Origin of the sequence: Acidovorax sp. PRC11, from assembly GCF_031844105.1 — a bacterium.
Classification (GTDB): Bacteria; Pseudomonadota; Gammaproteobacteria; order Burkholderiales; family Burkholderiaceae_C; genus Paracidovorax.
The window spans coordinates 118,285-139,193 of record NZ_JAUZUQ010000002.1 but is presented as its reverse complement, the minus strand read 5'-3'; the positions used below and the strand labels follow the sequence as shown (position 1 = coordinate 139,193).

Sequence of the window (20,909 nt, the reverse complement as noted above, 5' to 3'; positions counted from 1 at the left end):
TCTTCATCGCCGTTGTCACAGGTCCTTGGTCCAGGTGCAAATACAGCAGCCCCCCTTTTTAGCCAAGACTACGGTGGCAAAGTTCTTGAGCCGCTTGAACGCCAGACACAACTCGAGCTCCTTGCGCAGCACATCGTCACCCAGCAAAGCTGTGTAGTCCTCCAGCGAGGTCAACACCAGCTTCAAATCGGGTGGCAGTGTGCTCAGTTGCTCTTAAAAACTTTTGTCCGTGCTGCCTGAGGTCTGGACGGCTACTGCTGGCGCCTTGGCTCCCTTGACGACCTTGGCCTTCCTGACTGCGGCGGTACTTGCGTTGGCCAACGCAAACAGCAACAGATCATCGTCGAATTGACGGTAGCGGATCAGCTCGATGTTGCGGTTCATCTGCTGTACCGCATGGCCATCGAACTTTGTGAAGTCGGCTGCAATGCACACCAGGCGCGGCACACTCCAGTCGATGGCATCGGCTGCGGACTTGCCCACCTTCTCCAGCACCAACAGCTTGAACTCGGCTTGGTGGTCCATCAACCAGTCCAGGTAATGGAGACGCTGATTGATGACGTTCTCGTCTACCGAACGCTTGTATTTGATGATGCCCGGGCAATGGCTCTCGTCGAGCCCCAGTGAGCAATGCGACCGCCGTGCGTCTTGCCCGTGGAGTACTTCAGAGCCAGGAAACGAATGCCCAGGAAAGTATCCAGATCGGCTTCGATCAGATTCTGCATCGGCTCTTCCAGGTCCGATGCGGCCCCCCTGAAGTTCTGCGGCTTGCCACTTTTCAATGCGAAATATTTTGATGTCACTCATGGCAGATCACACTTCAAAAGACGATCGCGGGCAGGGGCTCCATGCAATGTTTAGCGCAACCAAGGGTCATCTGGAAACTGGGGGCGGCTGGGTGTGGTCGTGTTGACGATGTATCGAAAAGGCGAACACTTCTTGCCTTCCAGACCGGCCATCGTACTGAAAAGACTGCGGTACACACTCAGGCCCGAATTAGTGTCGCGCGGGCTATGCGGCTATATTTTGTGCTCCAATAACAATCCTTTACACGATCGTTCGCCGGCGGGGCTACCCGGAGACAGGCGGCGCCCGTGCCGAGCGTTGTCTCTTCCGCAAAACACGGGTCTACGGTCCTATTGGCAGCTGACCAGTCCTTACATCCATGGCGTTTCATCCTGTCTTTCTTTCCGTCGTCTTTGTCGTCCGCAACCAAGCTGACGAATTGCCCCCCTTGCTCACCGAGGCGACTACACGACTAGGTCCTCAAGTAAGCGACTACGAAATCATCGTGGTCGACAATGCGTCGGACGACAACAGCGTCAGCGTGTTGAAGTCGCTCACCCAGGAAGCCGGGTTGCCCAATCTGCAGGTCTATGCTCTGACCAAGGCAGTGGACATGGATACGGCATCCTGGGTGGGCCTGGAAAACGCCTTGGGTGATTTCGTTGCCGTGGTCGACACCGCCGCAGACGACCTGGCCTTTCTGCCTACCATGCTTGAGCACGCGGTGCGGGGCGCCGACGTCGTATTCGCCACCAACCAGCAGAAGCTGCGCCACAGTATCAGCTACGGCGTTGCCTACGCGGTATTCGAGTGGCTGTACCTGCGCTTCAACGGCATTCGCCTGGCTAAGGAGGCGCCGCAATACCGCATCCTTAGCAAGCGGGTGGTCAACTTCCTGCTGCAGCATTCACAGCCGGCAATGAGCTACCGGCACCTGCCTGCCACAGCAGGATTCGCCCGCGTCAACCTCAGCTACAGCGCGCCGCCCAGGAGCAACCGCGTGCGCAAGCTGGCCGACAGCATCGACCGCGGGGTGCGCCTGCTGGTGTCTACCACCCGTGCGCCGATGCGGCTCGTCACGTCGCTGTCGTTGTTCGGTACCGTGGCCAACCTGCTGTACTCGATCTACGTTATGGCCGTGGCGCTGACCAATCCGCACGTGGCGCCGGGCTGGACCAGCATGTCTCTGCAACAGTCGGGCATGTTTTTTCTCATCTCGCTGGTGCTGCTGGTGCTGGGTGAGTACATCCTGCACATGGCCAGCCTGTCGAGCGAGGGGCCGCTCTACCACGTCGGCCAGGAGTTCACCAGTGCCCGCGTGACGCGCCGCGAGAAGCTCAACATTGAGGAAGTGGTGGCAGCCCAGCCCAAGTCCGAGTGGATGGCGCAGAGTTGAGCGCCGCGATGCAATCCTCTTCCACGGCATATGACGCGATTGTTGTCGGCGCCGGTTTTTATGGCGCTGCCATCGCCATCTATCTGGCGCGGCAGCGAGGCATGTCCCGCGTGCTGCTGGTGGAACGCGAAGGCGCCCTGATGCAGCGTGCGTCGTACACCAACCAAGCACGGGTGCACAACGGCTACCACTACCCCCGCAGTTTTACCACGGCCTACCGCAGCCGTATTAATCTCCCGCGCTTCGTGCAGGACTGGCCGCAAGTGGTACGCCAGGACTTCACCAAGCTCTATGCCATTGCGCGCCGCAATTCAAAGGTCACGGCACGCCAGTTCGAGCGCTTTTGCCGGGACATCGGTGCACGTATCGACAAGGCATCACCGGCGCTGCACGGCCTGTTCGAGCCGCGCCTGATCGAGGACGTTTTCACCGTCGAGGAATATGTATTCGACACCACGCTGCTGGCAGCGTGGGCGAAGAAAGAGTTGTCTGAGAGCGGTGTCGAGATCCGGCTGGAAACCAGCGTCAAACGCATCTTGGCGGGCCCTGATCGCAGCGTGACGGCCTGCATGGCAGCCAAGGCCAGTACAGAGGAGGCCATCACCTGTCGCTATCTCTTCAACTGCACTTATGCCGCGCTGAACCAGTTCGGTGGCGACTTCCCCGGCACACGCAGTCCGCTTAAGCACGAAATCACCGAGATGGCGCTGGTCCAACTACCGGCGGCGCTCAAAGGCCTGGGCGTGACCGTGATGGACGGCCCCTTCTTCTCAGTCATGCCGTTTCCGGCGCGCCGGCTGCATACGCTGTCGCATGTCCGGTATACGCCGCACCTGCATTGGAACGATGAAAGCAACCTCAATCCCTACGACCGGCTTGACGCCTATGATCGCCAAACCCGGGTAGACCGCATGCTGCGCGACGTGGCGCGCTACATGCCAGCCATCGCACAGGCACGTTATGCGGATTCCCTGTTCGAGGTGAAAACCATCCTGACTAAAAACGAAGGTGACGACGGCCGCCCCATTCTTTTCGAAAAACATGAAAATATACCCGGCTGCTATTCAGTACTTGGCGGCAAAATCGACAATATCTACGACGTGATCGAAAAACTCGATTCCGAGTGTTTCGACTTACTACCCATAGCCGCAATGGCGGGACAATCAACATGACTAACGCGCTGATCGGATATAGTGGATTCGTGGGCTCCACCCTTCTTAAGCAAGGTACTTTTGAAGACCTCTACCGGTCCACCAATATTGCCGACATCGGAGGAAAATCCTTCGATACGGTGGTGTGTGCCGGAGCGCCGGCGCAGAAATGGCTCGCCAATAAGGACCCCGATGGAGACCGCCAGAAAATCGACGGGCTCATTGCCAACCTCGACACAATTAAGACAAAGACTTTTGTGCTCATCAGTACCGTAGACGTTTTTGGTACGCCGGTCGGCGTGGACGAAAACACTCGGGTGGAAGAGACCGGCCTGCATGCCTATGGATTGCACCGCCGTCTGCTGGAGAAATTCGTCAAACAAAAATTCGAACGGCATTTGATCATGCGCCTGCCCGGACTGGTGGGGCCGGGTCTACGCAAGAACGCCATATTCGACTTTCTCAACAACAATAACACCAGTGCGATTGACAGCCGGTCAAAATTCCAGTTCTACCCAATGGTCAACCTGTGGTTCGACATCCAGACTGCACTGCAGGCCGATTTGCAACTGGTGCATATGGCAACCGAGCCGATCAGCATCGCCGCCATTTCGCAGCAGGGTTTCGGGCGGCATTTCGATAATGCCGGTGCCGGTACGCCGGTACTGTATGACATGCATAGCCGCCATGCCGGAATTTTCGGGGGCCAAGGCAATTACCAGTACACCATGCGTGACCAGATTCAGGCGGTTCGTTCTTACGCGCAATCCGAACCGCTGACGCGGAAGGCGGCAGCATGAGGCTGGCCATTTCGAACATCGCCTGGGAACGGCATGACGACCTAGCGATGTCCGCGCTGCTCAACAGTCAGGGCATAGACGCTATCGATATTGCGCCTGGCAAATATTTCCCGCAACCTGCAAGCGCAACGGAGCAAGACATTAAAGCAGTCAAGGCTTGGTGGGCGGACCGGGGCATTGCCGTTACCGGCATGCAGGCCCTGTTGTTCGGCACCACCGGACTGAATGTTTTTGGATCCGCCGAATCGCAGGAAGCTTTGCTAAAACACCTGGACGGCATATGCCGTATTGGTGGCCTGCTGCACGCGACACGTATCGTTTTTGGGTCACCAAAAAACCGTGACCGATCCGGCCTGAACGATGCCGATGCGATGGACAAGGCCACGGCCTTTTTCCGTAAACTGGGCGACAGCGCCGCGCGCCACGGGGTAATGATTTGCCTGGAGCCCAACCCCGCCCGTTACGGCGCCAATTTCATGTGCACCGCTGACGAAACCGCCACCGTCGTCACCGCCGTGGCGCATCCGGCAATTCGTATGCAGTTGGATACCGGAGCGCTCGCCATCAATGGCGAGAACGTCAACTGCGTGCTGCAGTCACATGCCAAAATCATCGGCCATATCCACGCGAGTGAGCCGGACCTGCTGCCGCTTGGCGATGGCGGTACGGCGCATGCCACCATGGCTCATGCCATCAGCCGCCATATTCCGGACCACTTGGTCACCATCGAAATGGTCGCCACCAAATCGGAACCTCCATTGCTATCGGTCGCCCGCGCCCTGGAGGTTGCCAAGTCCACCTATGGCTCTGCCATCGAGGGCGTGGCATGAAGTGGCTCATCCTGACTCTCGGCATTCTGTCGAATGCATCTGCCAGCGTATTGATCAAGGTAGCGGTGCAGCCGCCCTTGAAGTTTCCTTCGTTCTCCGATCCGGTAGCGGCGCTACGTAACTGGCCTTTCTGGCTGGGCCTGGGCCTTTATGGTGCAGCCTTCCTGTTGTACGCAGCGGCGTTGGCGAAGTTGCCGTTGAATGTTGCCCACCCCATTCTAACAGCCGGTGCCGTCGCGATGGTGGCGCTGTCCTCGGCCCTGATTTTCCGCGAGCCTTTTCCCTGGACCACCAGTGTGGGTATAGCCCTGGTGATTGCCGGGGTTGCCTTCATTACTGCGCGTGGCGCCTAGATTTTTAATTCACCGTGAACCATTCCCTCGAACCGTCGGTGCGCGCTACTTGGCAAGTGCCCAGCTACTCTACCACTTTTTGGCAAGGACGCCGACATCCGTGGTGTGTCGTTATTCCCCTGATCAACGAGGGCGAACGCATCAAAAGCCTGCTTGCCAGAATGCAGATGGTAGGTATTGCTGGACTTGCTGACATCATCATTGTGGATGGAGGAAGCACTGATGGCTCCCTTCAGCCGGACGCATTGAAAGCCCGGGACGTGCGCGGGCTACTGGTCAAGACAGGTCTTGGCAAACTGAGCGCGCAATTGCGCTGTGCATATGCATTTGCACTGGATGAAGGTTACGAGGGCATCGTCACCATCGATGGCAACGACAAGGATGATCCTGAAGCGATTGGCCGCTTCATCGAGGCACTGCAACAAGGATTCGATTTTGTGCAGGCTTCCCGTTTCTTGCCAGGAGGTGTGGCCGAAAACACCCCTAAGTCGCGTGACTTGGCTATTCGTTTGATTCACGCGCCCCTGCTGAGCCTATCGTCGGGATTTAAGTGGACCGACACCACCCAGGGTTTTCGCGCCTATAGCCGGAAAATGCTGCTCGACCCGCAGGTGGCGCCGTTCCGCGACGTGTTTAGTCATTACGAGCTGCTGGCTTACCTGTCCCATCGCGTGCCGCGCCTGGGACATCGGTGTGTGGAGTTGCCGACAGTGCGTCGTTATCCCAAGGGTGAGGTACCGACCAAGATCAGTGCCTTTTCCGGCAATCTGGCTGTTTTCAGAACTTTGTTGGATGCATGCATGGGAAAGTTTGATCCGAAGGAAGCTGCGTAATGGGTTCGAATTTTGACAAGACCGGCCGCTGGTTTGTTATGCTGGCGCTCGTCGGCACAGCCCTGATCATGGGCTTCAACTTCTATACTGCCCACCATGTATCGGCAGTGCTGCCGATCGTGGATGGGTGGGCCGTGTGGGATCGCGTGCTGCGCCTGAATGCCCACGAAATCACATGGTGGGACTATCTTTTTAACCCGCACGGTGCGCATCTGCATTCTATTGTCTATCTCATCGCCTGGTGGGATTATCGCTTTAGTGGCGCAGATCAGCAATTGATGCAGTTGTTCTCGTTCAGTGCCGTCGCGCTGTTCGCTGCAGCGGCCAGCTGGCTGATGTGGAAATGGGGTGCCTTGCAGCAAAAGCCACTTTGGCTGCGCGTTCTGGCGTGCTTGGCGACCGCTGCACTGCTAACCAGCGTGATTGATTTTGAAACGTTGCTGCAACCTTTCCAGGTCGTGCTGAGTGTTTCCCGATTTTTCTACTTTGCGCTGCTTGCAGCCATCGTTATCGGCTTGGTGTACCGCAAGCCTGTGCTGTATGTGCTGGCGATCGTTGTTTCCATGGTGGCCGTAAGTTTCCATGGATCGGGCTATCTTTTTGCCGGCCTGGTTGTGGTAGCGCATCTAATATTGGTCCGCAAGCCGACTGCGTTTATCACCGCGCTGCTGCCGTTGGTCGCTGTATTCGCCTTTCAGAAAACTTTCGGTAATGGCGGCGGTGAGTTATCGCAGCTCGACAAAATCCTGACGCCGAATGCCGTCCTATCGTTTATTCGCGGCGCCAGTGCGTATTTTTCGATGCCTTTCCGGACGCTTGAACTGTTGGTGGGCATCCCCGGCATTGTGCTGCTGGGGCTGGTCATGATGCTGATGACCGTCGGATTGACGCTAGGTGCGTTGCGTGCCGTTTTGCGCCGCACCTATGGCTTAACGCTTTTCGGCACGAAGCTGTCGCCCGCTGCCGTAGCGGATCGGCGCATCATCGCCATCGCGGCCATGGTATTTTTGACCGGATTGTTTTTACTCCTTTCGGCAGCGGCCGCTGCCGTGTTCTGGATCGTGCGGACGGCGGCTGCCGGATCGCCGCCCGTCCATTGGATGGTGCTGGGCTCTACCCGCTACACAGCTTACTCGACCGTCGCCGTGGTGATGCTGCTGGGTTATGCCATGACCTTCAGAAAATCGGTATGGATTATCGGTATTGCGGTGGCGTCAGTGGCGCTGGTGGTGATTGCGCTGTGGCCAGCCACTCATATCAACAAGATCTATCCGGGCGACGATGATCTCAACCGTGCCGCCGCTGCGCTCTCCGTTGGTATCTCGCCCCTGTACAAGGAGGCGGAAGCGGTGTGGCCCATGGCGGAGAAGGACTGGTATTGGTCTACCCACCTACCCAAGGCCATCGTGCAATTGCGGTTGGAGCAGAAGAGCGCCTGGAAGGATATTCCGCCTCTGGGCGCCATTGTAGACGGGCCATTAACGCCGTTGCCCGTGGCCCTAGTCCATGTCCGGACGCTGGATCGGCTTCCACAGCGGTGCGGCTTGGGTGCCACCCTGCCCGCCGTGCCATCCCAGAGTTCGGCCAGTGCGATCGTGGCGCTTGTATCGGGCTCGCGCGAGGTCGTCGGGTACGCCGCCCGGATGCGACGCGAGTTCGAGCCGAACACGCGCCGCATTGACGGCTTCGTAGTGTGCGAAGCCGGAAAAATCGCTGACTCGTCCCTATACATGGCAGGCCTTCCCAGCCGTTGGCATGGCGGCACGGGCATAATGGAAACACTGGGCTCGGCCGCTAACATCACTGATGTCACATGGCTCAATGGTGTAGCCAAGGGCTGGAGCGGCTTCTTCGTAGAGAGCACGCCCGAGGCCCTGAAAGCCTACGCTTCCGGCACGATGCTGAGAATGCCCGACGGCCAATTGAAAGTTGTCACCAGGACAAGTGAAAGTGGTGCTTACCTTAATGTGTTTCTGGACGGCCCGCCAATCGACGGCAACGTTAATGGTTACCCGTATCGGATGCAACGGGTTCGCTGATGCGTAAGGGGGCGGTCACGCGCCTTGCTAATTACCGTCCGTGTTTCCGTAGCTCCCATGACTATCGAGCCGGCCTGCGCCCCGGTTCCGTAGCGTACATGGTGGGGCCCGCTCGACCTTGAGCGTCTAAAGAAGCTCTCCGTCGCCGCATTGACCCAGGCATCGCTTTTCCTGCTCACCAACATCGGGATGGTGAAAGTGAAGTTGCCCCGGATTTGACGGACACCTTGCGCTTTAACGGCCCGCGCGCGTCCAAGATCATTCCTGCTTCGTCTGCTTCCAGATGCGGTCGGCACGCTCCCAGGCTGCCTTGGCAGCGGGTTCGGCGTCCTTCCAGTTCAGGCGGCTCGACGCGCGGTGGTCGGTGTCCCAGCGGCGCTCCAGGTCGGTGCGGGCTTCGTTCCAATCGCGGCCGCCGTCGATGACGTTCTGGTAGCCGGAGCGGTAGGCTGGCGCATAGTCGTCGTAGTTGTAGGCGTCGGTGTAGTAGGGCTCGCGGGCGTGGGCGTCTCGCCAGTAGGCGTCTTCGGTGGCGGGGTTCACGGCCTCGGCCGCACCGCTTCCGGCCAGGCCGCCGACGACGGCGCCGACCACCGCGCCCACGGCGGTGCCGATCGGCCCGCCGATGGAGCCTGCGGCGGCGCCGGTCACGGCACCCCCAGCGGCACCGACCCCGGTACCGATGGGATGTGCCTTGGCCGCGTCGGCAACGGATTCGGCAGTGGTGTGGCCTTGGTTCGGGTGGTTCATGCTGGGCTCCTCGAATAGGTTGGAAGTGAAATGCAGGGATGCATTCATTCAGTGCCACTTCATGGTGCACAGGCGTGGCGGGGCCCGGCGTAGGTCAAGCGCGCTTGGGGGCGCCGGTCGGGGCAAGCGGTCCGGCTGGCAGTGCGCCCAGGTGCCCGGAAGCTGCCGACCAGCCGCTCACGCAGGGCGACGGGCACAATCGCCCCACCCATGCGCTCCCCCATCTCCCTCGTCGACGTCGACAACCCCGCCACCTGGACCCGCTACCGCGCCGGCCTGTGCGCCACCTGCGCGGCCAACTGCTGCACGATGCCGCTCGAGGTACAGCTCTCCGATCTGGTGCGGCTCGGGCTGGTGGATGCGTTCGAGGCGGAGCACGAGGAGCCGCGGCACATCGCGAAGCGGCTGCAGAAGGCGCGGCTGATCGACCATTTCAACCACAAGAACGTGGTGTTCACGATGGCGCGGCGGGCGAGCGGGGACTGCCACTTTCTGGACGCGGCCACGCGGCGCTGCACGGTCTACGACGTGCGGCCGGAGACCTGCCGGCTGCATCCGCAGAAGAAGAGCCCGCGTCCTGGCTGGTGTGCCTACGGCTCGGCCGCCCAGGGGCAGCCCGGCGGTACGCGGCACCGCTGAGCAGCGTAGCGTGGCGCGTCGCGTCACGTTGCGTCCCAGCGCGGAATACGCCCTTCCGCTCCCTTTTTGCACGGAAGAGTTGCAGCGCGCTTCCATGCACTTTTTCTGCGTGCATGGCCGGGGCCGCCCCAGTTGCCGATGGCAGCGGTGTCCTTTAAATTGGAACGACAGAGGGAGAGAGAGCGGAAAAAGCACGCAAGGCGTCGGTTGAGCATGCCGCGCATGCCTTTCACCGCGCGACTGCGGCCCTCTGTGCTCTGCCGCAAGGGTTTTCCGTGGACTTCGAGGTTCCCATGGCCGGGCAGGGCGAGAAAAAATTCCGCACATTCCAAAAATCGCGACAAGGCCTGCTCCATGTACCCCACCTCCTTTTCCTTCGGGCCACAGCACCCCTGGCTGGCCACCCTGGCCGCGTCCGCGGTCGTGCTGGCGGCACTGGCCAGCGCACCCTCCGTGCAGGCGGCGGACGTCAGCATCACGCTGCCGCAGGGCGGCGGGTTCAGCGTGCGCAGCAGCACGGCGGAGGAGCGCCTGCGGGTGCAGACCGATGGCGCGGTGCTGCTGCCTGCGCTGCCGGCCGCGCCGCAGCAGGGCCAGCTGACCTGTTTCGACAGTGCCTCCGGACGGCTGGGTGGTTGTTCGCCCGCTGCCACGTCGGGCCTGGCGGGGACACCCGGTGCGACCGGCCCGGCGGGTGCGACCGGGGCCACCGGTCCCGCAGGGGCGACGGGGGCCACGGGGCCGGCGGGCGCGACCGGGGCGACCGGATCGGTCGGCCCCACGGGTGCGGCGGGGAGCGCAGGGTCCGTGGGTGCGGCCGGCCCCCAGGGTCTCCAGGGGATTCAAGGTCCCGCAGGGGCGACGGGCCCGGCCGGCGCCACGGGTGCCACGGGCCCGGCGGGCGAGACGGGGGCCACCGGCCCGGCGGGCGGCAGCATGGCGTCGATGGCGGCGCACAACACCTCGGGTGCCACGATCCCCGTGGTGCTCGGCGGCACGTCGGTTCCCCTGCCGAATGCGCAGAACCTGGGCAGCAGCGGCTTCACGGTGAACGGATCGAACGACAGCTTCGTCGTGCCTGCTTCGGGGCGCTATCGCGTGAAGTACACGATCCGCACGACCAGCTCCACGCTCGCCAGTGCGCGCCTGCTGGTCAACGGCGCTCCGATGGCAGCGCTGACGGAAAACCCCAGCATGTCGACGAACCGCTACAGCGCCGAGACCATCGTGACGCTGGCGGCCGGCTCCGTGCTGCAGCTGCAGCTTTTGGGCATAGTGGGAACCGTCGTGCTCGACGGCGGCGCCGGTGCGACGATGGTCGTGCAACAGTTGAATTGAACTGGGCTGTAGGACGCGAACGGGGCCGTGGGCGCTCCCTGCACCCACGCGTCCCGGGCGCGGGCCATGCTGTGATCGGGGGCTGTTTCCACCCCACCGCAAAAGGAGTCCGCATGTCCGAGAAAACCGCATCCGTCCATTGGCAAGGCGCCGGCAAGTCCGGCCAGGGCCAGATCAGCACCGAAACCGGCGCGCTCAAAAGCTACCCCTACGGCTTCGGCAGCCGCTTCGGCGACGACCGCACGGGCACCAATCCCGAGGAAATCGTGGGTGCCGCGCACGCGGCCTGCTTCACGATGGCATTCGCCTTCGCCTGCGAGAAGGCCGGCATTTCCACCGAAACGCTCGACACGACCGCCAAGGTGCGCCTGGCCAAGGAAGGCGAGGGCTTCAAGATCGACCGCATCGCGCTCACGCTGAAGGCCAAGGTGCCGGGCATCGACGATGCGAAGTTCCAGCAGATCGCGGCCGATGCCAAGGCGAACTGCCCGCTGTCGAAGGCGCTCGCGTCCGTGCCCGAGATCACGCTCGACGCGCAGCTCGTCGGCTGACCGCCCCGGAAAAGCATTGACCCGGCCACCGCCGCGTTCCGGTACACTGGCCGCCATGTCGTTCGCACGCACCCCCGGCCTTCTGCCCTGCGCCCTCCCGGCGCGGCACGTCGCCGCCTGCGCGCGAATGACGATGATCACCATTACCACCGCGGCTGCCTAGCCTGCGTGCTGGGTGGCCGTCCCGACGGTCGCCTGGTGTCATTCCTTCTCCCCGAACGAACCCGGCCCGACCGCCGGGTTTTTTGTTTTTCCGGGCCTGCGGGCCCATCGTTCGGCAGCAAGAAAGAGAGTGACGCGATGTTCAACGACCCCCAATGGCGGCCCGTTCCCGCCACCGCCGGCACCACCGCGCCTTCCGTCAGCGGTGCCCTCCGTCCCCTGCGCGTGGGCATGATCGGCATCGGCACGGTGGGCCGGGGCACATGGGAGCTGCTGGCGCGCAACCAGGCGGACATCGCCGCGCGCGCCGGGCGGGGCATCCGGGTCGTGGCCGTGGCGGCGCGGGACCTGGAGCGTGCCGCGCGCGTGCTGGGCGATGGCGCGGCCTCGGTGGATCTGACCGACGACCCGATGCGCGTGGCCACCCACCCCGACGTGGACGTGCTGGTGGAAGTGGCGGGCGGCATCGGCGCGGCGCGCGGCTGGGTGGCCGCCGCCATCGCCCACGGCAAGCCGGTGGTGACGGCCAACAAGGCGCTGCTGGCGGTGCACGGCAATGCGCTGTTCGCCCAGGCCGAGGCGCGCGGCGTGCCGCTGGCCTACGAGGCGGCGGTGGCCGGCGGCATCCCCATCGTGAAGGCGCTGCGCGAGGGCGCGGCGGCGAACCGGGTGGAATGGCTGGCGGGCATCGTCAACGGCACGAGCAACTACATCCTGAGCCGCATGCGCGCCGCAGGGCTGGCCTTCGGCGATGCGCTGGCGGAGGCACAGGCGCTGGGCTATGCAGAGGCCGATCCCACGTTCGACGTGGACGGCATCGATGCCGCGCACAAGACGGCGCTGCTCGCGGCGAATGCCTTCGGCACGCCGGTGGGTTTTGACCGGGCGCACGTGGAGGGCATCCGCGGGCTGGACGCGCTGGACGTGGCGGCCGCGGCGCACTGGGGCTATGCGGTGAAGCTGCTGGGCATCGCGCGGCGGCAGGGCGAAGCGGTGGAGCTGCGCGTGCATCCGGCCCTGGTGCCGGCAACGCAGTTGGTCGCCCAGGTGGAGGGTGCGATGAACGCGGTGCTGGTACACGGCGATGCGCAGGGCACCCTGCTGCATTGCGGCGCGGGGGCCGGCGCCGGGCCGACGGCTTCGGCCGTGGTGGCGGACCTCATCGACGTGGCGCGCCAGACGGTGGCGCAGGCGGGTGGGCCGGTGCGCTGCGCGGTGCTGCCGCTGGGCCGGCCCGTGGATACGCTGGTGGAGCGGCCCGTGGTGGCGATGGACGAGGTGGTGACGCGGCATTTTCTGCGCGTTCCGCTGCGGCTGCCTGCGGGTTCACCGGCAGGGGAAGGCGGCGCGGGTGCTGCGCTGGCCGCACTGGCGGGTGCCCTGGCGCAGGCCGGGGCCGGCGTGGAGCGGCTGGAGGTCTGGCAACCGCCCTGTGTCGCCAGCGAAGCGGCTGCACCGCAACTGCTGGCGCTCACGCGGCCCGCGCGGGACGGCGCCGTGCGCGCGGTGGCGGCGGCTGCCGCCGGCCTGGCAGGATGCGCCGCGCCTGCCTCGCACCTGCGTGTGGAGCTGCTGGACTGATCAGCGCTTCTGCTTCTGGTACGCCTCGTGCGCCGGACCGCCGCGGTCGGTGTCCTTCAGGCCGCGCTCCAGGTCGTCGTGCGCCTGCTTCATCTCGGCGTTGGGCTTGCCGTCGGTCATGGCCACGGACTGGTCGCGCTCGTGGGGCAGGCGGCCTTCGGGGCTGTTGAGGTCGTTCTGCTCGGCGTCGGGCGCGGGATGGTCCTGCGTCGTGTCCACGCGGCGCTCGACGCGCTCGGGGATGGGCGCCGATGCCGTGGGGTCGGTGGGCGGGCGGTCGTTGGGGCGGGGATCTTGCTGGGCCATGGGGAACTCCTGTCTCTGTGTGCTCGTGGTGCATCGCCGCGGAGCGGCCGATGGCATGCATCCCATGCTAGGCAGCCCTCCTGCGGACGTCTGTAGGTGGCCGCGCTCTGGAGGGGACGGCTGCATTCCTGCCGAGCTTCATGCCTGCGGCTGCACTGCTGCTGTCTTTGCAGCTATCGATTCAGGAGCTAGGCTGGCTGGTTGCGCCGCCGCACTGGCGCCGCGCCGCCCATCCATGTCACACTACCACTGTATGTCTCAACAGGAGTGGGCCGCGCAGGCCCTGCAGTCTTTCGATGCGGTGGTGCAGGCCACCGAGGGGTTCCGCAGCCGCGGCGGGCAGCGGCGCATGGCCGAGCAGGTGGCGCACACGTTCGCGCGGGCGCAGCTTGGCAAGGTGGAGGCCGAGGACGGCGACAGCGCATCGCCCCCGCCCGCGCGCTCGATCGCGGTGGTGCAGGCCGGCACGGGCGTGGGCAAGTCGCTCGCGTACAGCGTGCCGGCGATCGCCATGGCGCTCGCGCGCGGCACGCGCGTGCTGATCTCCACCGCCACGGTGGCGCTGCAGGAGCAATTGGTGCAGAAGGACCTGCCCGCGCTCGCCGCCCGCATGCCGCAGCCGTTCCAGTTCGCGCTCGCCAAGGGACGCGGGCGCTACGTGTGCAAGCTCAAGCTCGAACGCCTGGCCGGCACCGGCGAGGCGGGTGACGAAGCGCCGGAGGACGATCTCTTCGCCGAGGAAGAGGCCGCCGCGCGCGCCGCCCGACCGCGCCACGAGACCGAGGCGCGCATGAAGTTCTACGCCACCATGGCCGACGTGCTTGCGCGCGGGGCCTGGGACGGCGACCGCGACACGCTCGAATCGCCGCCCGAACCCGAGGTGTGGAGCCCCGTGGCGGCCGAGGCCAGCTCCTGCACCGGCAAGCACTGCCCGGCCTTCAGCCAGTGCACGTATTACGACCGCCGCAAGGCGCTGGTGGCCGCGCAGGTGATCGTGGCGAACCACGATCTGCTGCTGTCCTCGCTCGGCGCGCGGCTGCTGCCCGAGCTGGACAACTGCCTGCTGGTGATCGACGAGGCGCACCACCTGCCTTCCACCGCGCTCGACCAGTTCGCCTGCGAGGCCGACCTGAGCCGGCTGACCTGGATCGACAAGCTCGCGAGCCGCGCGCTGCGCATCGGCACGTTGATGGAAGTGGAGGAGGTGGCCGACATCCCCAACCATTCCGCCCGCCTGCGCACGGCGCTGCAGGACGCCGCGCGCATCGTGATGGACGTGTACGGCAGCGAACTGCGTTCGCCCCGGCCCGCCTGGGGCGGCGCGCGTCCGGCCACCGCGGGCTCCACAACACGCCCGCAGGCCACGGCCAACGCCATGCCCACCCGGGCGCGCGTGGCCGGCGGCGCGCTGCCCGAGGCGCTGGTGGAACCCTTCGGCCAGGTGGCGCACCATGCGGCTGGGTTTCTGGACGCGCTGCGCGCGATCGCCAAGGCCCTGCGCACCGAGATGCGCGACAAGCCCGACGAGGCGCGGCGCCTCTCCACGCTGTACGCGCAGATCGGCGCGCTCGCTCCGCGGCTGGAGGGCGTGCACGACACCGCCCAGCTGCTGCTGCAGGATGCGCCCGAGGGTGCGGTGCCCGCGGCCAAATGGTTCACGCTGGCGGTGGATGGCGATTTCATCGTCGTCAAGGCGCATGCGAGCCCGGTGCTGCCGGGCAATACGCTGCGCAATCACCTCTGGTCGGCCGTGCGCGGCGCGGTGCTCACCTCGGCCACGCTCACGAGCTGCGGCCAGTTCGATTTCTTCCTGCGCGAGGCCGGGCTGCATGGCGACGAGGCCGTGACCGCGCTGGAGGTGCCCAGCCCGTTCGACTATGCGCTGCAGGGCACGCTCATCGCGTCGGAAACCCAGGCCGATCCGCGCCAGGCCGCCGACTACACGGCCGAGATGGTGGATGCGCTCTTGAGCGATCTGGCGATGGTCGAGGCGGGGGCGCTGGTGCTGTTCACCTCGCGCGACCAGATGCGGCAGGCCGTGGACGCGCTGCCCACCGCGATGCGCGGCACCGTGCTGGTGCAGACGCAGATGCCGCGCGCCCAGCTGCTCGCGCGGCACCGCGAGCGCGTGGCGGCGGGCGAGCCGTCGATCATCTTCGGCATGCAGTCGTTCGGCGAGGGCCTGGACCTGCCGGGCGCGCTCTGCGAATCGCTCTTCATCACCAAGCTGCCGTTCGCGCCGCCCGACGACCCGGTGGGCGAGGCACGCGCCGAATGGCTGCGCGGCGCCGGGCGCGATCCGTTCAGCGAACTCGTCGTGCCGGCCACGGCCATCCGGCTCGCGCAGTGGGTGGGCCGCGCCATCCGCACCGAGGAAGACCGCGCCCACGTGTACTGCTACGACAAGCGCCTGGTGCGCACGGCCTACGGGCAGCGGCTGCTCAAGGGCCTGCCGCCGTTCACGCTCGAGCGGCGCACCGCAGGCTAGGCAGACAGGCCGGCCGCACTGCAGCGCGGCCTGCACCGGGCGATGCGCTGTCGGACGGACCCGACAGACAGGCGGGGGCAGGGCCGACCCAGGCCCGACCGCGAGCGGCCTACAGTGGGCTTTCGCACCGGGGCCGACGCACCCGGCAACGCACCCACCGGAGGCTCTCCCATGACCCAGGATTCCCCCCAGACCACGCTCTGGAAGCTGATCAAGGACATCCGTTTCGGCATGCTCACGCACCGCTCGGCCACCGGCCAGCTGCACGCGCATCCGCTGACGACGCAGAACAAGGACATCGACGAGCAATCGGAGCTGTACTTCTTCATCCCGCACGACGGCGAACTCGCCCAGCGGCTGAAGGCCGACGCGCAGACGAACGTCACCTACGCCAACCCCGAGAAGGACAGCTACGTGTCGCTCTCGGGCACCGCCGGCTTCATCGAGGACAAGGCCCGCAAGGAGGCCCTGTGGTCGCCCGCGGCCAAGGCCTGGTTCCCCAAGGGCATCGACGATCCCAACCTGGCGCTGCTCGTGGTCCGCATCCAGCACGCCGAGTACTGGGACGTGAAGGAAAGCAAGATGACCCAGCTCTTCAAGATGGCCAAGGCGGCCGTCACCGGCAACCCGCCGAACATGGGCGAGCACAAGGAACTCTCGCTGTCCTGAGGCCCGACCTGACCGCAGCGGCGGCGCACTGCGCGCTGCCGTCGCACTTTCTGCAACTTCTGGAAGGAGACAACGCCATGTCCGACAAGCAGCAGCCCGGCACGGGCAAGGTCGAGAACGACCACAACCAGCAAGGCCACCAGGAACCCACGCAGCGCAACGAAGGCCAGCGCACGCCGCAGAGCCGCCACGACCGCGATGCGCACGTGGGCAGCAGCAACCAGGTGCAATCCCGCCAGGGCGGCGGCGGCCCCTCCACCGGCGGCGGTGGCCGCGGCGCGGGCTGAGCGTTCCATGGGAGAAGGGGCGACAATCGCCCCATGCCTTCTCCCCGCATCGCCGTCATCGATTTCGAAACCACCGGCATGACGCCCGCCCAGGGCGCGCGGGCCACCGAGGTCGCGATCGTGCTGCTGGAGGACGGCCGCCCTGTGGACAAGTTCCAGAGCCTCATGAAGACCGGGGCCTGGCTTCCGCCCTTCATCGTGCAGCTCACGGGCATCACGCCGGCCATGCTGGAAACGGCGCCGCCGGCCGAGAGCGTGATGCGCGACGCGGCGCGCTTCGTGGGCGATGCGCCCATGGTGGCGCACAACGCCTCGTTCGACAGCCGCTTCTGGGCCGCGGAACTGGCGCTGGCGGATGTTCCGGCACCGCACGCGTTCGCCTGCACCGTGCTGCTGTCGCGCCGCCTGTATCCGGAGGCGACCAGCCACCAGCTCGGGCGCATCGTCACGCACCTGGGCCTGCCGCGTGCCGAGCGCGCCCACCGCGCACTCGCCGACGCGGAGATGGCCGCTGCGCTGCTCTCCCGCATGCAGCACGATCTGCGCACCCGCCATGGCATCGCCGATCCTGACCACGCCATGCTGACGGCACTGCAGCGCTGCGCGCGCAAGGGGCTCGGCAAGATGCTGGCGCGGTATGCGGCGGGGGACGACCTGCTTTCCCCATCACCCGTTCCACTGCCCGTGTAGCCCGCTGAGGCGGTTTCTACGCCGCTTTCAAGACTCCACCCGAAACCCGCCGCTGGCCCAAATCCTTCGGGTTCAGAACACCGGCCGTGACGGCACCGGCGCCAGGGCCTCCGCCAGATCCCGCGCCAGCGGGCCGACTTCCGCACCCGTGAGATCCCCGAGGCTGATGCGCACGGCCGGGGCGCTGGCGATGCGGAACGGCGCCCCCGCCTGGGCCGCCCAGCCGCGGGCCGCGAGCGCGGACAGCACGGCGTTCTCGTCATGCACGGGTATCCACAGGTGCAGCCCTTCGCCGCCCGTGGGCACCTGGGCATCCGGCCGCGAACGGAGCGCGAACTCCAGCGCCTGCCGCCGCCGCGCATACGCCTGGGTGGCGTGCGCGAGCTGGCCCGATCGCCGTGCTTCCTGCCAGAGCCGGGCCGCGAGCGTCTGCAGCAGCCGGCTCACCCAGCGCGCACCGACGGCCTGCTGCGCGCGCATGGCGTCGATGAGCGCGGGCGTGCCGGCGGCGAGCGCCACGCGCAGGTCCGGCCCGAGGAACTTGCCCACGGACACCACGTAGAGCCAGAGCGGCGGCAGACCGGCACCCGGCGCCAGCGGTTCCTGGCTGAGCGGGCCCCAGTAGTCGTCGAGGATGCACAGCAGGTGCGGGCGGCTTTGCAGCAGGCGGCGCAACGCCTTCCACCGCGCCTCCGACAGCGCACAGCCGGTGGGGTGGTGCGCACGCGGCGTGAGCACCAGCGCGCTGCAACCGTCCAGGCATTCGGCGGCGGGGATCTGCACGCCCTGCGCATCCACCGGCAGCGGCACGGCCTTGAGCCGCAGCGCATGCAGCAGCGCGGCCATCGGAGGCCAGCATGGGTCTTCGACCGCGACCCTGTCGCCCGGCCGGGCATGGTGGCGCAGTGCGCGCTCCACGGCATCGAGCGTTCCCGAGAACACGCCCGTGGCCTCGGCGGGCAGGCCCTGGCTTTCCAGCCAGTCGCGGGCCGTCGCCTGCCAGAGCGGCGCCTCGGCGGGCCCGCCGTAGCCGGCATCGGCAGGCAGTCCAGGCCAGCCGGTGGACGGGGGCCGCGGCAGCAGGGAGCGGTCTCCGTCACCGCCCGCGAGATCGCGCAGGCCATGGGGGAGGACCACCGCCGTGGCATCGGCCACGGGCGGTCGCGCCGGAGCCACGCGGGTGCCGCGGCGGCCATCGGTCACCAGCCGGCCGGCGTCGCGCAGGCGTGCGTAGGCGGCGGCCACGGTGTTCGGATTGACGTCCAGCCGGGACGCCAGCGCACGCACGGCCGGCAGCGCATCGCCGCACGACAGGGCCCCGGAGCGCAGATGGGTTTCGATGCTGTCCGCTATCTCGGCCGCGGACGATCCACCGAAATGCAATGTCTTCATACATTCATTTTAATGTATTAGTACAAAACTCCATTGTGTGAAAACATTGTTCAGTTCCGGCTTGAAAGTGGAATACATGGAAGCGGGGGAATCCGGGGAAAGGGCGGAAAAACGGGGTTTGAGCAGCGAAAAGGCGAAAAAAAGCCCCGAAAAAGTCGGAGCGGAGTGAGGAAAAAAAGAAAGCGGTCCCGTCGGCACCGCCGCGCTCTGGCGTGCCTGGAGGGCGCTCAAGGGGCGTCGGGCGCGTATTTGTCGCCCACCTGTTCGCGCAGGGGGTGCGTGTCGTAGACGATGTGCATTTCCTGGATCCGGGCGCTGCCCGCGGCGAACCGGAACACGTCCACGCAGGTGAAATGCACGATCCGCCCGTCGGCGAGCGTCCAGTCGTACCGGAAATACGCGGCCACGCGCACGGTATCCGCGGCCGGTTCGGCGGAGACCATGAGGTCGATCGGCGTGATCACGCTCGCGGCCGAGGCCTGGGCGAGCTTCTGGAAGAACTCCCGGGCCCGCATCGTTCCGAGGAACGGCGAATGCACCTGGCCCTCGCTGTCGAAGCAGGCGATCAGGCCTTCGGTGTCGCCCGCATGCAGGCAGGCGAGGTAGCTTTTCACGGTGGCGAGCTGTGGATAGGTCATGGCAAGGTCTTCCGGAACAAAGAAACAGCAGGAAAAAATAGGGAAGGAACGCGCCCCGCAGCATCACCGCCCGCCGCTGCGCCCGCAAGCGCCGTGGCGCGGGATATATAAACGGCATCGATGTATCTGCCCCACCTCGCCTACCTTCGCGCGGTCATCGAGCACGGCTCGTTCGCCGCCGCGGCCCGTGCCTGCGGCGTGTCGCAGCCGGCCGTGAGCCACGGCATGCGCGTGCTGCAGGCCCGGTTCGACGCGCCGCTGCTGGTGCGGGACGGCCGCCGCCGCGTGCCCACGGCGCTGGCGCTGCGGCTGGCCGCCGGGTCGCGCCCGCTGGCCGAAGGGCTCGACGCCCTGGTTCCCGGCGCGGCGGAGGCAGGCGCCGGCAACCCCCGGGTGCTGCGGGTGGGCGTGACGCCGTCGGCGGCGCTGGTATGCGGCCCGCTGCTGTATGCCGGCTGGTGCGAGGGCCGTCCCCGCCGCACGCTGGAGATGGTGTGCGCCGACGAGGGACGCCTGCTGGCGGATCTTCTGGAAGGCACGCTCGATTGCGCCATCGCGCCGCGCCCCCGCGGCTTCGCGCACCACGGTGTCGTGCAGGAGCGGCTGTACGCGCTCCGCCCGCAGGTGGTGGCACGGCGCGGCCATCCGCTGGCCGGCGCCCGGTCGCTGGACGCACTGCGCGGCGCGGCCTGGGCGCGCGTGGATCCCAGTGCCAGCGGGCCGGTGGACGTGCTGGCGGAAGCCCACCGCGTGCGCCGCATGCCGCCACCCCGCGTGGCCGTGCACTGCCCGGATTTCGCCAGCATGCTGCGGCTGGCGGCGCAATCCGATCTGCTGGCCGTGGTGCCGCATCCGGCGCTGCTCGGCGCGGACGCCCGCACGCTGATGCCGCTGGCACTCCAGGAATCCCTGCCGCTCTACGACGTGTGGCTGTTCGAGCCGGCGCGCCGGCGATCGAAGCTGGCGCCCGCCCTGCGGCGGCAGCTGCAGGCGCTGGGCAGCGGGCCACCGGACGCCTCCGGCATGCCGCGAGGGCAGGGCCCGCCGGGAGCGCGCGCCGGCTGACCGGTCTCGGGGGCCATCGCACGGGCTTTACCGCGGCGCGCCGCCTGTGCTAGCATGAATGCTCGATCTCGCACACCATGCAACGCAGCCGCATCCTATCCACCCTAGCTCTAGGCCTAGTGCCTGGCCGGGGTCTGCCTGCGTTCGCCATCCCTGTTGCCCGCT

The 20,909-nt window shown here is 65.9% G+C and carries 23 protein-coding genes; 16 read left to right on the top strand and 7 right to left on the bottom strand.

The window, feature by feature from the left end; genetic code table 11:
* Window positions 1–15: 15 nt before the first annotated feature.
* Entirely contained in the window at window positions 16–177 is a 162-nt protein-coding gene (locus tag Q9R47_RS02735) for a hypothetical protein (protein ID WP_311231672.1), read from the bottom strand.
* Window positions 178–213: 36 nt separating this feature from the next.
* The gene (locus Q9R47_RS02730) at window positions 214–807 is read right to left on the bottom strand and encodes a hypothetical protein (protein ID WP_311231671.1); all 594 of its coding nucleotides are present in this window, start codon (window positions 805–807) and stop codon (window positions 214–216) included.
* 358 nt (window positions 808–1,165) lie between these two features.
* Between Q9R47_RS02730 and Q9R47_RS02725 the strand changes: the two genes are divergently transcribed.
* The 7 genes from Q9R47_RS02725 to Q9R47_RS02695 are packed head-to-tail and all read left to right on the top strand — an operon-like array spanning window position 1,166 to window position 8,188.
* Window positions 1,166–2,182 carry a glycosyltransferase gene (locus tag Q9R47_RS02725; RefSeq protein WP_311231670.1) on the top strand — a complete coding sequence of 339 codons (1,017 nt, stop codon included), beginning with the start codon at window positions 1,166–1,168 and terminating at the stop codon, window positions 2,180–2,182.
* 8 nt (window positions 2,183–2,190) lie between these two features.
* Window positions 2,191–3,354, top strand: a complete 1,164-nt coding sequence (locus tag Q9R47_RS02720; protein ID WP_311231669.1) for an FAD-dependent oxidoreductase — start codon at window positions 2,191–2,193, stop codon at window positions 3,352–3,354.
* Complete coding sequence (locus Q9R47_RS02715; protein WP_311231668.1) at window positions 3,351–4,133, top strand: pyridine nucleotide transhydrogenase; 783 nt, start codon at window positions 3,351–3,353, stop codon at window positions 4,131–4,133. The genes Q9R47_RS02720 and Q9R47_RS02715 overlap by 4 nt, the downstream gene beginning before the upstream one ends.
* Window positions 4,130–4,963, top strand: coding sequence for a TIM barrel protein (locus tag Q9R47_RS02710; protein WP_311231667.1), 834 nt, complete (start codon window positions 4,130–4,132; stop codon window positions 4,961–4,963). Before Q9R47_RS02715 ends, Q9R47_RS02710 begins: the two co-directional genes overlap by 4 nt.
* Window positions 4,960–5,316, top strand: a complete 357-nt coding sequence (locus tag Q9R47_RS02705) for a multidrug transporter (RefSeq protein ID WP_311231666.1) — start codon at window positions 4,960–4,962, stop codon at window positions 5,314–5,316. The genes Q9R47_RS02710 and Q9R47_RS02705 overlap by 4 nt, the downstream gene beginning before the upstream one ends.
* 14 nt (window positions 5,317–5,330) lie before the next feature.
* Window positions 5,331–6,149: a glycosyltransferase family 2 protein gene (locus tag Q9R47_RS02700; protein WP_311231665.1), complete on the top strand. Its 819-nt coding sequence runs from the start codon at window positions 5,331–5,333 to the stop codon at window positions 6,147–6,149.
* Window positions 6,149–8,188 carry a hypothetical protein gene (locus Q9R47_RS02695; RefSeq protein ID WP_311231664.1) on the top strand — a complete coding sequence of 680 codons (2,040 nt, stop codon included), beginning with the start codon at window positions 6,149–6,151 and terminating at the stop codon, window positions 8,186–8,188. The genes Q9R47_RS02700 and Q9R47_RS02695 overlap by 1 nt, the downstream gene beginning before the upstream one ends.
* A gap of 258 nt (window positions 8,189–8,446) precedes the next feature.
* Here Q9R47_RS02695 and Q9R47_RS02690 read toward each other — a convergent pair whose 3' ends face one another.
* Window positions 8,447–8,938, bottom strand: coding sequence for a hypothetical protein (locus Q9R47_RS02690; RefSeq protein WP_311231663.1), 492 nt, complete (start codon window positions 8,936–8,938; stop codon window positions 8,447–8,449).
* Window positions 8,939–9,148: 210 nt separating this feature from the next.
* On the opposite strand from Q9R47_RS02690, the gene Q9R47_RS02685 reads away from it, so the two are divergent.
* Window positions 9,149–9,577 (top strand): YkgJ family cysteine cluster protein, encoded by a 429-nt coding sequence (locus Q9R47_RS02685; RefSeq protein WP_311231662.1) that lies wholly within the window; start codon window positions 9,149–9,151, stop codon window positions 9,575–9,577.
* A 23-nt stretch (window positions 9,578–9,600) separates the two neighbouring features.
* Here Q9R47_RS02685 and Q9R47_RS02680 read toward each other — a convergent pair whose 3' ends face one another.
* Complete coding sequence (locus Q9R47_RS02680) at window positions 9,601–9,933, bottom strand: hypothetical protein (RefSeq protein ID WP_311231661.1); 333 nt, start codon at window positions 9,931–9,933, stop codon at window positions 9,601–9,603.
* On the opposite strand from Q9R47_RS02680, the gene Q9R47_RS02675 reads away from it, so the two are divergent.
* From Q9R47_RS02675 to Q9R47_RS02665, 3 genes are all read left to right on the top strand, one after another.
* Window positions 9,932–10,915 (top strand): BclA C-terminal domain-containing protein, encoded by a 984-nt coding sequence (locus tag Q9R47_RS02675; protein WP_311231660.1) that lies wholly within the window; start codon window positions 9,932–9,934, stop codon window positions 10,913–10,915. The two genes, Q9R47_RS02680 and Q9R47_RS02675, sit on opposite strands and share 2 nt — an antisense overlap.
* A gap of 113 nt (window positions 10,916–11,028) precedes the next feature.
* The gene (locus Q9R47_RS02670) at window positions 11,029–11,466 is read left to right on the top strand and encodes an OsmC family protein (RefSeq protein ID WP_311231659.1); all 438 of its coding nucleotides are present in this window, start codon (window positions 11,029–11,031) and stop codon (window positions 11,464–11,466) included.
* A gap of 300 nt (window positions 11,467–11,766) precedes the next feature.
* Window positions 11,767–13,209: a homoserine dehydrogenase gene (locus tag Q9R47_RS02665; RefSeq protein WP_311231658.1), complete on the top strand. Its 1,443-nt coding sequence runs from the start codon at window positions 11,767–11,769 to the stop codon at window positions 13,207–13,209.
* Here the strand turns inward: Q9R47_RS02665 and Q9R47_RS02660 are convergent, their stop codons facing one another.
* Window positions 13,210–13,515, bottom strand: coding sequence for a hypothetical protein (locus tag Q9R47_RS02660; protein ID WP_311231657.1), 306 nt, complete (start codon window positions 13,513–13,515; stop codon window positions 13,210–13,212). It lies immediately after the preceding gene.
* Between the two features lie 253 nt (window positions 13,516–13,768).
* On the opposite strand from Q9R47_RS02660, the gene dinG reads away from it, so the two are divergent.
* The 4 genes from dinG (at window position 13,769) to Q9R47_RS02640 (ending at window position 17,649) form a co-directional block, all read left to right on the top strand.
* Window positions 13,769–16,003 carry an ATP-dependent DNA helicase DinG gene (gene dinG / locus Q9R47_RS02655; RefSeq protein ID WP_311231656.1) on the top strand — a complete coding sequence of 745 codons (2,235 nt, stop codon included), beginning with the start codon at window positions 13,769–13,771 and terminating at the stop codon, window positions 16,001–16,003.
* A gap of 171 nt (window positions 16,004–16,174) precedes the next feature.
* A complete protein-coding gene (locus tag Q9R47_RS02650; protein WP_311231655.1) occupies window positions 16,175–16,672 on the top strand; it encodes a pyridoxamine 5'-phosphate oxidase family protein in 498 nt (165 codons plus the stop codon).
* A gap of 77 nt (window positions 16,673–16,749) precedes the next feature.
* Window positions 16,750–16,959: a hypothetical protein gene (locus tag Q9R47_RS02645; protein WP_311231654.1), complete on the top strand. Its 210-nt coding sequence runs from the start codon at window positions 16,750–16,752 to the stop codon at window positions 16,957–16,959.
* 33 nt (window positions 16,960–16,992) lie between these two features.
* Window positions 16,993–17,649: a 3'-5' exonuclease gene (locus Q9R47_RS02640; RefSeq protein WP_311231653.1), complete on the top strand. Its 657-nt coding sequence runs from the start codon at window positions 16,993–16,995 to the stop codon at window positions 17,647–17,649.
* A gap of 72 nt (window positions 17,650–17,721) precedes the next feature.
* On the opposite strand, the gene Q9R47_RS02635 is transcribed toward Q9R47_RS02640, so the two are convergent.
* Together Q9R47_RS02635 and Q9R47_RS02630 are read right to left on the bottom strand one after the other, a co-directional pair.
* Window positions 17,722–19,041 (bottom strand): aminotransferase class I/II-fold pyridoxal phosphate-dependent enzyme, encoded by a 1,320-nt coding sequence (locus Q9R47_RS02635; RefSeq protein ID WP_311231652.1) that lies wholly within the window; start codon window positions 19,039–19,041, stop codon window positions 17,722–17,724.
* Between the two features lie 227 nt (window positions 19,042–19,268).
* On the bottom strand, window positions 19,269–19,679 hold the full coding sequence (locus tag Q9R47_RS02630) for a nuclear transport factor 2 family protein (RefSeq protein ID WP_311231651.1): 411 nt from the start codon (window positions 19,677–19,679) through the stop codon (window positions 19,269–19,271).
* Between the two features lie 120 nt (window positions 19,680–19,799).
* Between Q9R47_RS02630 and Q9R47_RS02625 the strand changes: the two genes are divergently transcribed.
* Entirely contained in the window at window positions 19,800–20,744 is a 945-nt protein-coding gene (locus Q9R47_RS02625) for a LysR family transcriptional regulator (protein ID WP_311231650.1), read from the top strand.
* The last annotated feature ends 165 nt before the right edge of the window (window positions 20,745–20,909 follow it).